The sequence below is a fragment of the Clostridium lentum genome, from assembly GCF_014287815.1.
In the GTDB taxonomy this organism is placed as follows: Bacteria; Bacillota; Clostridia; order Clostridiales; family Clostridiaceae; genus Clostridium; species Clostridium lentum.
This window is the reverse complement of sequence record NZ_JACOOQ010000006.1, coordinates 127,415-138,929: the sequence shown is the minus strand read 5'-3', so window position 1 is coordinate 138,929 and position 11,515 is coordinate 127,415. Positions and strand designations below refer to the sequence as shown.

Genomic DNA, 11,515 nt, shown 5'->3' with positions numbered 1-11,515 from the left:
ATACGGAATAAAGTATTAATTAATAGGAAAAATATAGCATAGAACCGATGTTAGTTCTATGCCTTTTAGAATACTTAAAATTAAATTCCCGAAGGGAGCGTGGCGAAAGCCACTTTTTTAATTACACAAAATTATCTATAGTTCTAAAGACTGAAATATATGTTTTTTTATGCCATTAGTAATACATCTGTTGCCTTTATTATGGCAGTAGCTTCAGTACCAACAGTTAAATCAAGTTCATCTACAGCTTCAAGACTTATTGAAGATGTAATGACTACCTTTGAAGGAAGCTCTACTTTTACAATGGCATTAACAGCACCTCTATTAATCTCAATAATTGTACCAGAAAGCTTGTTTCGTGCGCTTAATGTTAAGTGGCCTCTACCAATTAATACTGATGTAGCTTTAATGACAGCTGTTACTTCTTTTCCCACAGTTATATCTAAATCATCAATAGATTCTAAAGTAATTGATGATGTAAGATGTTGTCCATTAGAAAGTTCTACTTTTACAATACCATTAACAGCCCCTCTAGTAACATCTGTAACCTTACCAATAAATTTATTTCTTGCACTTAATTTCATTTCCATATCTCCTCACACAAGTTTTATATGATAATTATACATAATATGGAATAATAAAACAATTATTTAAAAGAAAAATATATGTTCTTTAGGAAATTCAAGTTTTATCATACTACCTATCTTTAAATCAAAGTTTTCTTTCTTTAATTTTATGTTGATGTTGCCAGTAGCAAGAGGAGAATTTAATGAAATAGTAATATCAAATGGATTCTCTAAGATATCTGATACTTGAAAAGTAAATACATTTACAGAGCTATTAACATCAGCTACCAATATATTGTGAGAACGTATGCCCATATAGTCAATGTTTTCTGGTACTTCATGGTTTAAAATAAACTCATAGCCCCAGTCAATGGCGTAAACTTTATTATCAGAAATTTTCTTTACCTTTGAAATATTTTTGCAACCTGTTAGTTTTGCTTCAACAAGAGATTTAGGGAAGTTAAATAAATCATCTTTATCTCTTTTGTTTAAAGCAATTCCTTTATTGAAGACAAGTATATTTGAACATACTCGATAACATTCTTCTATATCATGGGTAACAAATATAATGTCACCACTATAATCCTTCAAAGTATTTAGAAGCTCTTTTTCCATGCTATGGCGAAGATGATGATCTAAGGCGGAAAAAGGTTCATCTAGCAGTAATATTTCTGGTGATGTTATTAAAGCTCTTGCCAAGGCAACTCTTTGTTGTTGTCCACCTGATAGTTGCCATGGATATCTTTTATTTAATCCAGTTAAATGAAATTTTTCTATGTATTCATTACAAAGATTTTTCTTTTCCTGCTTAGATAAGTTTTTTAAGGCTATGCTTAAATTTTCTTCTATAGTCATATTAGGAAATAAAGCGTAATTTTGAAATAAATATCCTATTTTTCTTTCTTGTGGTGGAATATTAATTTTTTTTTCAGAGTCAAATAAGATTTTATCATTGATAATAATTTTGCCTTTATCAGGGCTCTCTAAACCTGCAATACATTTTAAGCACATGCTTTTTCCAGAGCCAGATTCACCTAAGAATCCTAGAGAACCACAATTATTATTGAAACTTGTTTTTAGTTTGAATGTGCCAAGGTCTTTTTCTATACTAATTTCTAGAGACATTTATCTTCCTCTCTTCCCAGTAATTTTTAAGTTATGTTCAGACCAGTAATTTAAGATCATTATCATAATAAAGGAAATAAAAACAATTATGGCTACCCATTTAAGTGCAGTAGACATATTGCCACTTTCTACTGCAAAGAATATAGCTAGAGGCATAGTTTGAGTCTTACCAGGAATATTACCAGCAATCATCAACGTGGCGCCAAATTCTCCCATTGCTCTAGCAAAAGATAATACTAAACCTGCAATTATACCAGGCCAGGCAAGAGGAATAGCTATTTTATAAAAGATTTTAAATTCACTTAAACCTAAAGTCCTAGCAGCAGATAGAATATTAGGGTCTATTTGTTCAAAAGAGGAACGAGTAGTCCTATACATCATGGGAAAAGCAACGACAGTTGCTGCGATGACAGTAGCACTCCATGAGAAAATTATATTAGTATCAAAAAGCTTTAATAGTTTTCCAACAGGACCATTCTTTCCACAAATAAGCAATAAGAAAAATCCCAAGACTGTTGGTGGTAAAATCAGAGGAAGGGTAAAGATGCCATCAATAAATCCCTTAAGCCTTCCTTTGTAATTAACGACTAAGTAGGATACTGATATACCTAAGATAAAGGTAATTAGTGTAGCTAGCAAGGATGTTTTTATTGATATCCATAAAGGTGAAAAATTCATAGCATCATACCTCCTTGGAAAATTCTACTCTACAGACTTGTAGCCGTATTTTTCAAATATTTCTTGAGCTTCGTCAGTGAATAAGAAATCTTCAAATGCTTTAGCAGCATCAATATCATCACTATCTTTAATAATAGCAACAGGATAAGTAATTGGTGAATGGTATTCTTCAGAAATAGTTTCTACAATTTTTACACCATCGCTACTTAAAGCATCACTTAAATAGACGAAGCCAGCATCAGCATTACCAGAAGCAGTCCACGCTAATACTTCTTTAACATCTTTAGCAAAGACAAGTTTATTATTTAAGCTATCTTTAATAGCAAGAGAAGTTAAAGTCTCATCAGCATACTTACCAGCAGGAACGCTAGAAGGTTCACCAAGGGCAATTTTAGATACTGCATCAGAATTTAAGCTATCAATAGAACTGATTTCACTATCATTGCTTGTAACAAGGACTAAAGAATTCTTTACTAAGTCTTTATTAGTACCATCTAAAAGCAATCCTTCTTCTTCTAAGGCAGTCATCTGCTTTTCTCCAGCTGAAATAAACAAATCACAAGGTGCACCTTGTTCTATTTGTTGTTGAAGTGAGCCAGAAGAACCATAATTTATAACAAAAGAAACTTCAGGATTTTTACTTGTATAGGCAGCTTCTAAGTCAGCCATAGCTTCTTTTAAGCTGGCTGCAGCTGAGATATTAAGCTCAATTGTTTTATCTTCTTTTTTCGTTGAAGAAGAGCATCCTGTTAATAATAATGATAAGCAACATAAAGTTGATAAGAATTTTAATCTTTTAATCATAATAAAAACCCCTTTATTTAATAAATTTTATAAAATATAATTAGTTTTGTTATGTTTTAATATATTTCAATATGTTTTGTCATAAATGTTAATATAGCATGAAAATAATGAAATTTCAATAAAATAGCATAAAAAAATAATACATGATAAAATGATTATAGTCTAAGGAGGCAGAAGTATTTATGGAAAATAAAGAAGCATTAAATGCCATGGAGGTAGCAGAGCTATTAAATATAACTAAAAACACTGTATATGAACTTGTTAAGAGAGGAGAGATCCCAGCATATAAGGTTGGAAAAAAACTAAGAATTGATAAAAGCGATGTAAAAGAATATATAGATAATCAAAAGCATAAAAAATTAGTTAGTAAAAGCAAAGTAAAAAAGATAAATGAAGCAGAAACTGATGATAAAGATGATTCTATAGTAATAACAGGACAAGATATAATTTTAGATATTTTGGCAAATTTAATTCAGACAGAAGGTTATAGAGTATTAAGATCAAATATGGGAAGCTATAGGGGATTACATAGCCTTTATATGGATGAAGTTACATTATGCACAAGTCATATGTGGGATGGTGATAGTGATACTTATAATGAACCTTATGTAAAGAGGATTGTACCAGGAACAGCTTGTGTAATAATAAATTTAGCTTATAGAATTCAAGGTTTTTATGTTAAAAAGGGAAATCCTAAAAAAATTACTAAGTGGGAAGATATAGCAAAGGATGGAATTAGACTTATTAATAGAGAAAAAGGTGCTGGAACTAGAGTACTATTAGATGAGAAGATAAAAAAGTTAGGCATTAGTGTAAAGATGATAGCAGGCTATGATAATGAAGAAACTTCACATCTATCTATTGCCAGTGCTGTAGCTAGAGGTGACGCAGATGTAGGTATAGGCACTGAAAAGGTGGCTCTTCAGGTTGGGGCAGTTGATTTTATACCTATGCAAAAGGAAAGATATGATTTAGTTATAAAAAAAGAAAAATTGGCAGATGAAAAATATGCAAGAATCCTTGAAATAGTAAAGAGTAGCCAGTTTAAAAAGGAAATTGATGGATTAGGTGGATATGATACTAAAGATACAGGTAAAATAATGGCAATAACTTAAGTAATATAATATAATTTATATAATAATATTTACAAAGGAGTTTCAAAGAATGGATAATTTAAAAGCACTTAAGAAGCAGCTTAAAGAAGATATAATTACATATGATTGCATTGATTATGTTGATGAAGATGGAAAAATTATTGAATATGTAGAAGTTACAATGGTAGATAAGATAATAGATGTGCCAATGAGTTTAAAGGAAGTTAATATAGGATTATTGGTAAATAGGATAATTGAATTAGGATTATATAAATAAAAAAAGTATACGTTCCCTTTATAGTAGGTATATATGATAATATACTGGAGCTATAGAGGGAGCGTTTTTTTATTATTGTACAGTTACATAATTAAATGATAGTAGCTGAAGAAAAATCTAATGTTTTTTAGATAACTTTAGCAGTTAAGGAATAAAAGCAGAAAGAATAATGAAAAATAAGTATATTAAATATTTATCATTATTAAGGAGAGGACAATATGAAAGTAGTAAGATCTACCTGTAATTACTGCTCAATAGCATGTAATTTTGATTTTCATGTAAATGAAAAAAACTTTATAAATGCAGTGAAGCCTACCGAGGATTATCCAGTGAATGCAGGGTTTTGCTGTGTAAAGGGACTTAACCTAGATAAGCAAAACACTAAATTTGAAAATCATGTATTGCCTATATTGAAAGATAAAAAAGGAGATTTAAAACAGATTTCATGGAAAGAAGCTTTTAATATATTTGCTGACCGTGTAAAAAAGATTCAAAAAGAAAATGGTAAAGAAAGTTTTGCGTTTTTAAGTACAGGGCAACTATGTACTGAAGAGATGGCCCTTATAGGACATATAGGAAGAACTTTTTTAGGTGGTAATGGTGACGGTAATACTAGACTTTGTATGGCCACATCAGTGGTGGCATATAAGCAAAGTTTTGGATTTGATGCACCACCGTATACTTTAAAGGATTTAGAACTGTCAGATGTAATAATATTTTTTGGTAGTAATCCAGTGGTGTCTCATCCTATATTATGGGGAAGAGTATTAAAAAATAAAATTAAAGATAAAAAAATTATAGTAATAGATCCAAGAAGAAGTGAGACTGCTTGTAATTCAGATATTTGGATAGATCTTAAACCGAAAAGTGATTTATATCTTATATATGCCATAGCAAATGTACTTATTGAAAACAATTGGATCGATGAGAATTTTATCAAAAATTATACAGAGGATTTTGAAGGATTTAAAGAGCATATTAAAAAATATGACATAAATGATGTAGAAGGATATACTGGAATTTCTAAAGGTAGAGTTAAGGAATTAGCAGAAATAATACATAAAGGTAAAAATGTATCATTTTGGTGGACTATGGGGATAAATCAAGGGCATCAAGCTGTAAGGTCAGCACAAGGAATTATAAATTTAGCTTTAATGACTGGAAATATAGGAAGGCCAGGTACAGGAGCAAATTCTATAACAGGACAATGTAATGCTATGGGTTCAAGAGCATTTAGTAATACTACAGGGCTTTATGGTGGAGGAGAGTATACAGATGAAAATAGAAGAAAAGTGGTGGCAGAAGCTTTAGATATTGATGAAAAAATTTTACCTACAAAACCAACATTACCTTATAATGTCATAATAGATAAGATAAATTCAGGTGAAATCAAAGCATTATGGATAGTTGCTACTAATCCAATTGTATCATGGATAAATAATTTAGATTTTAAAAAAGCAGCTGAAAAACTAGAGTTTTTAGTTGTACAGGATATTTATAGTGATACTGATACAGCTAGGTATTGTGATTTATTTTTACCATCAACTAATGGATTGAAAAAAGAAGGAGTAATTATAAATACAGAAAGAAGGCTTTCTAAATTAGATCCTGTTCTTCCAAAAATGGAAAATGAATTATCAGATTATGATATAGCTTTAGGTATAGGTGAAGCTTTAGGAATGGGAAAACTTCTAGATAAATGGAGAACACCAGAGATAGCCTTTAATACTATTAAGCAATGTACTAAAGGAACTCCTTGTGACATAACTGGAGTAACATATGAAAATCTTAAAAATTCTAGAGGAATACAATGGCCATTTAGAGAAGGAGAAAAATTAGAAATAGATGAAAGAAGGCTTTTTGAAGATAAACATTTTTATACTGCCAGTGGAAAAGCAAAATTTATCTATGAAGATATAGAGGAAGTTAAATATAAGCAAAATGAAGAATATCCATATTTACTTAACACAGGCAGAGCTACTGTAGGTCAATGGCATACACTAACAAGGACAAGAGAAATACAGGATGTATATGCTATTTCAGTTAAAGAAGGGTATGTAAATATGAACCCTGATTTAGCAGAAGAATTAGGTATAAATGAAAATGAAAAGATAAAGATAGTATCACCAAATGGAGTGATAAATTATTTCATTGTTAAATTTAGCAGGACTGTAAAGAAAGATCATTTATTTGCACCAATGCATTATGTAGAGGCAAATTCAGTGCTGCCATCTATCTTTGATAAGTATTCAAAAGAGCCTAGTTTTAAATATGTACCAGTTAACATAGAAAAAGTATATTAGGAGAAAAGCTATGAAAAGGATAAAGATTGATAGGAAAAAATGTATAGGATGTTTAACATGTACTACAGCATGTAAAGTGGCTCATGGAGGAAGAGATACAAGAGGTCATGTAGTAATTAATAGTCAAGGAAATTATGCACCAATTTATTGTAGGCACTGTACAAGACCAGAATGTGTTTATGCATGTCCTACTGGTGCAATGCAAAAAGATAATGAAACTGGCTATGCACTTTATGATAAAAGCAGATGTGCAACATGTTTTATGTGCATAATGGCATGTCCTTATGGAGTATTAAAAATGGATTATCAGACCAATAGAGAAGTTATGAAATGTGATATGTGTATTACTGTCAAAGAACAGACTCCACAGTGTGCAGCAAAATGCCCAATGGGAGCATTAACCTTACAGGAGGTGGAATCATAAGATGGCATATGTAGTAGTAGGTGCTTCAGCTGCTGGAATAAATGCAGCTAAGACTTTAAGAGAAATAAATAAGGATATAGAAATCATATTAGTATCAAAAGATGAATATGTATATTCACGTTGTATTTTGCATCATTTCTTAGATGGACGCCGTGATATAGAAGATTTAGACTTTTCTCCAGGAGAGTTTTTCAAAAAATATGATATTAAATGGATGAAGGGCGTGGAAGTAACAGGCATTGATACGAAAGAAAAAAAGCTTAAACTAGATAATGGAGAAGACTTGCCATATGAAAAGGTAGTATTGGCAACAGGTGCATCATCATTCCTGCCTCCAATAGAAAATTTGCGTACTGCCAATAATGTAATAGGATTAAGAAATTTAGATGATGCCATAAGGATAAAAGAAATAGCTCCAAAAGTTAAAAATATTATTATACTAGGAGCAGGTCTTGTTGGTGTAGATGCAATGGCAGGTCTGTTAGATTATGATGCCAAAGTAACTATGATAGAAATGGGAGATAGGATATTACCACTGCAACTAGATCATTATGCAGCCAATGTATATATTGAAAGGTTGAAAGAAGAAGGAGTGGATTTTAGATTTAATGTAAGAGCAGAAAAAGTAATTGTTGATGAAAATAATAATCCTGTGGCAATAAAATTGAATACTGGTGAAGAAGTTCCAGGAGAACTTATCATTGCATGTACAGGTGTAAGGTCTAATGTAGGTTTTCTAGAAGGTTCGGGTATTGAATGTGATAAATTTGGCTTAATATTTAATCCTAAAGGAGAAACAAACGTTAAGGAGGTTTATGGAGCAGGAGATATAAGTGGAAGAAATCCTATATGGCCAACTGCAGTAAAGGAAGGATTAATTGCAGCCAACAATATGTGCAATAAGGATATATATATGGAAGATTTTTTTGGTAGTAAAAATACTATGAATTTTTGTGGTGTAGCAACAATGTCCTTAGGAACTGTTATTAAGCAAGATGATACTTATGAAGAAGCTGTAGAGATAAAAGGAAAGGATTATAAAAAGATTATACATAAGAATGGAACAATTTATGGAGCAATAGTTCAAGGAGACTTATCATATGTAGGTGTATTAACACAGCTTATAAAAGATAAGATAAATATAGATAGGGTTAAGAAACCAATATTCCAAATTGATTATTCTGACTTCTTTAACGAAAAGGAAAATTTAGAATTTGTATATTAGGGGTTATATGTATGTTTGGTATTCCTTTAATTGAGTGGATAGGATATTTAGCATCAATATTAATAGCCATATCCATGTTTATGAAAGATATAGTTAAATTGAGATTTATTAATCTTGTAGGATCTTTACTTTTTGCTTTTTATGGATTTAGCATCAAAGCATATCCAGTGGCAATAATAAATTCAATAATAGTTTTTATAAATATATATTATTTATATAAATTATATAATAAAAATTAAAATTTTTAGTAAATGTTTTCATAAATATAAGTTAAGCTGAATATATCTTTTTATATAAGGAAATAAAAAAAGTTATGTATAAAAAACTTATTTTTGTAAAAGATAAGTTTTATTAAATCAATTTAGGAGGTTTTGGTTATGAACAATTATTCTCAAATGGACATTACTTCATATTTAGCAAAGTATATTGATGAAAACGGATGTAGCTTTGAACAGGCATGTGAGGATTTAGAAATTGATGAAACCCAGCTTTCAAGTGAAAAAGATGAGGACGAAATGTATTAATTAAGCATAAAGTTAAAACCTATTGATAAGAAATAATTATCAATAGGTTTTAATTTTTCTTAGTTACATAAATATAATAATATCAACATTAAAATAATAATTATTTTGTGAAGAGATGCATATATTGTAAAAAGTATATGTTATATTTAAATTGGTAAATAAAGTAAACTAATATATTTTAATACAAAAATAGTTTTAAAATCTGTTAAAAGTTTATAGGTGGTTAGGTGATTAATAAAAAGAAAGTTTTTGTAAAAGAATTAGATTGTGTAGTAATAAAGACAATTATTAATTATTTTCAATTTATATAAGGGGGAAATTATATGTTAAATGCTAAGTACAAGGTAGAAAAAATGTTTTTGAAGCAAGTATTTAATTACTTACAAAAGAATCCAGAAGAAAATCTAGAAAAAATAATGAAGTGGATTAGAAAGTTTGATACAGAACATTTATATGATGCTCAATATGATGTTATTGAAGGTTATTTAGCAGAAAAAGATAATAATTGGAGGCAACTGATGGTGAGAATGACCAAAGAGATAAATCCAAACATATTACAAACAGTATTTACAAATTTCTTACTTAATGCAGCAATAAAAGGATGGGGAGAAATTGAAAGAAATAAAGAAAAGTATGGTTATGATATACCATTTACAATTTTAGTAGATCCAACTACTGCATGTAATAAAAAATGTATTGGTTGTTGGGCAGCTGATTATAATAAGGCTTTAAATTTATCTTTTGAACAATTAGATAAATTGTTCACTGAAGGAAAGGAACTGGGAATATACTTCTATATAATGACTGGAGGAGAGCCTCTAGTAAGGAAAAAGGATATATTAAGGCTTGCTGAAAAACATGATGATTGTGTATTTATGATATTTACTAATGGAACACTTATTGATCAACAATTTTGCGATGATTTATGTAGATTAGGTAATATAGTACCTACTATAAGTGTAGAAGGATTTGATGATGCTACCGATGGAAGAAGAGGAAAAGGTTCATGGAAAGATATAATGCGAGCAATGGATTTAATGAAGTCCAATAAAGTTCCTTTTGGATTCTCTACTTGCTTTACAACAGCAAATTGCGATAGCGTCTTAAGTGATAAATTTATTGATTTAATGGTGGATAAAGGAGCATTTTTCTCATGGTATTTCACTTTCATGCCAGTTGGATGTGGCACAGATATATCATTAATGGCTAATCCAGATCAAAGAGAAAAATTATATAGGACTATTCGTGGATGGAGAAGTAATAAAGCTATCTTTAATATGGATTTCTGGCATGATGCTGAATATGTTGGGGGATGTGTGGCTGGAGGAAGACGTTATTGTCATATCAATGCCAATGGAGATGTTGAGCCATGTGTATTTTGTCATTACTCAGGAGCTAATATTAAAGAAGTATCATTGGTAGAAGCTTTAGGACAAGCACTATTTAGAGAGTATCAGAAAAATCAACCTTTCAATGAAAACCAATTTAGGCCATGTCCTATATTAGATAATGCACCTAAAATTGCTGAAATGGTTAAAAATTCTGGAGCTAAGTCTACAGAATTTATTAATCCAGAAAATGTAGATGATTTATGTAGGAAAACTATTGAGTATGGACAAACTTGGGCTAAGAGGGCAGAACCATTATGGGAAGAAAATTTAAGATGTAAAAAAGGGTGTGTTGGTTGTAGTAAAAAAGAAGAAAAAGATTATATGAAAGTCTGATTTACGTAAAGTTACAAATTAATATAGGTATTAATATCTATTGCATATAAAATGTTTAGAGAAATATTGATGTCATATTAGCTTTTTTGAAGATAAAAAATAAAAGAATAAAAAAATAGCTGGTGCTAATGTATAGCTCCAGTTATTTTTTTATAATAGATTTTCATTATAAGTAGCACGTACACCACCAATGAATTTAGGTCTTGTCCTAGCAGCCAGCAAAATAGCACTTCCAATATGGTCAAGGCTTAAACGCAAAGGTACAGCAACTTCTTTTAAGTGCATGCCAATAAGAGTTCCACCAATATCTATACCAGCATCAGCTTTGATATGCTCTATAGCCACAGGATCTTTAAAAGTATTATAAGCAGTTGTGGCAAATGATCCACCAGCCTTAGGCTGAGGAACGACATTAACATTATCATAAAGTGGAACTGCTGCACGTTCCACAATGATAGCTCTATTTAAATGTTCACAGCATTGAGCTGCTAAATATATATTTTTGGCAGATAGTACTTCATATATTCCTTTAAAAATAGCATCAGCAGTTTCAAGGTTTGAATGTGTACCAATTAACTCTCCTGTTACTTCACTAGAAGAACAGCCAATAATAACGATATTTCCTTGTTTAAGTTTAGCTTTTTCACATAATTCTTCTGTAGCTTTTTTAGCTTGGTTATAAATAGAATCTAATAATTCAGACATATATTTTATTCTCCTTTAAAAGCATGATTTTTAAGAAATTATTTCTATATTATATTGTTATTATAT

General features: G+C 30.2%; 13 protein-coding genes. 8 read left to right on the top strand and 5 right to left on the bottom strand.

Annotation, left to right across the window (positions count from 1 at the left end):
* Nucleotides 1-167: 167 nt before the first annotated feature.
* The 4 genes from H8R92_RS13585 to modA form a co-directional block, all read right to left on the bottom strand.
* On the bottom strand, nucleotides 168-584 hold the full coding sequence (locus tag H8R92_RS13585) for a TOBE domain-containing protein (RefSeq protein WP_022211558.1): 417 nt from the start codon (nucleotides 582-584) through the stop codon (nucleotides 168-170).
* Nucleotides 585-650: 66 nt separating this feature from the next.
* Nucleotides 651-1,691, bottom strand: a complete 1,041-nt coding sequence (locus H8R92_RS05400) for a sulfate/molybdate ABC transporter ATP-binding protein (protein WP_186834916.1) — start codon at nucleotides 1,689-1,691, stop codon at nucleotides 651-653.
* Nucleotides 1,692-2,369 carry a molybdate ABC transporter permease subunit gene (gene modB, locus H8R92_RS05395; protein WP_186834915.1) on the bottom strand — a complete coding sequence of 226 codons (678 nt, stop codon included), beginning with the start codon at nucleotides 2,367-2,369 and terminating at the stop codon, nucleotides 1,692-1,694. It lies immediately after the preceding gene.
* A gap of 24 nt (nucleotides 2,370-2,393) precedes the next feature.
* Entirely contained in the window at nucleotides 2,394-3,173 is a 780-nt protein-coding gene (gene modA, locus H8R92_RS05390) for a molybdate ABC transporter substrate-binding protein (protein WP_186834914.1), read from the bottom strand.
* A gap of 182 nt (nucleotides 3,174-3,355) precedes the next feature.
* Between modA and H8R92_RS05385 the strand changes: the two genes are divergently transcribed.
* The 8 genes from H8R92_RS05385 (at nucleotide 3,356) to H8R92_RS05350 (ending at nucleotide 10,744) form a co-directional block, all read left to right on the top strand.
* Complete coding sequence (locus H8R92_RS05385; RefSeq protein WP_022211562.1) at nucleotides 3,356-4,288, top strand: substrate-binding domain-containing protein; 933 nt, start codon at nucleotides 3,356-3,358, stop codon at nucleotides 4,286-4,288.
* A 49-nt stretch (nucleotides 4,289-4,337) separates the two neighbouring features.
* Nucleotides 4,338-4,544 carry a hypothetical protein gene (locus tag H8R92_RS05380; RefSeq protein ID WP_022211563.1) on the top strand — a complete coding sequence of 69 codons (207 nt, stop codon included), beginning with the start codon at nucleotides 4,338-4,340 and terminating at the stop codon, nucleotides 4,542-4,544.
* 218 nt (nucleotides 4,545-4,762) lie between these two features.
* Complete coding sequence (locus tag H8R92_RS05375; RefSeq protein ID WP_186834913.1) at nucleotides 4,763-6,847, top strand: molybdopterin oxidoreductase family protein; 2,085 nt, start codon at nucleotides 4,763-4,765, stop codon at nucleotides 6,845-6,847.
* A gap of 10 nt (nucleotides 6,848-6,857) precedes the next feature.
* Complete coding sequence (locus H8R92_RS05370; protein ID WP_186834912.1) at nucleotides 6,858-7,271, top strand: 4Fe-4S dicluster domain-containing protein; 414 nt, start codon at nucleotides 6,858-6,860, stop codon at nucleotides 7,269-7,271.
* A gap of 1 nt (nucleotide 7,272) precedes the next feature.
* The gene (locus H8R92_RS05365; protein ID WP_186834911.1) at nucleotides 7,273-8,496 is read left to right on the top strand and encodes an NAD(P)/FAD-dependent oxidoreductase; all 1,224 of its coding nucleotides are present in this window, start codon (nucleotides 7,273-7,275) and stop codon (nucleotides 8,494-8,496) included.
* 11 nt (nucleotides 8,497-8,507) lie between these two features.
* On the top strand, nucleotides 8,508-8,735 hold the full coding sequence (locus H8R92_RS05360) for a YgjV family protein (protein ID WP_022166976.1): 228 nt from the start codon (nucleotides 8,508-8,510) through the stop codon (nucleotides 8,733-8,735).
* Between the two features lie 132 nt (nucleotides 8,736-8,867).
* Nucleotides 8,868-9,020 carry a hypothetical protein gene (locus H8R92_RS05355; RefSeq protein WP_186834919.1) on the top strand — a complete coding sequence of 51 codons (153 nt, stop codon included), beginning with the start codon at nucleotides 8,868-8,870 and terminating at the stop codon, nucleotides 9,018-9,020.
* Nucleotides 9,021-9,343: 323 nt separating this feature from the next.
* Entirely contained in the window at nucleotides 9,344-10,744 is a 1,401-nt protein-coding gene (locus H8R92_RS05350) for a radical SAM/SPASM domain-containing protein (protein ID WP_186834910.1), read from the top strand.
* 150 nt (nucleotides 10,745-10,894) lie between these two features.
* On the opposite strand, the gene H8R92_RS05345 is transcribed toward H8R92_RS05350, so the two are convergent.
* Entirely contained in the window at nucleotides 10,895-11,449 is a 555-nt protein-coding gene (locus H8R92_RS05345; protein ID WP_186834909.1) for a TIGR01440 family protein, read from the bottom strand.
* Between the last annotated feature and the right edge of the window lie 66 nt (nucleotides 11,450-11,515).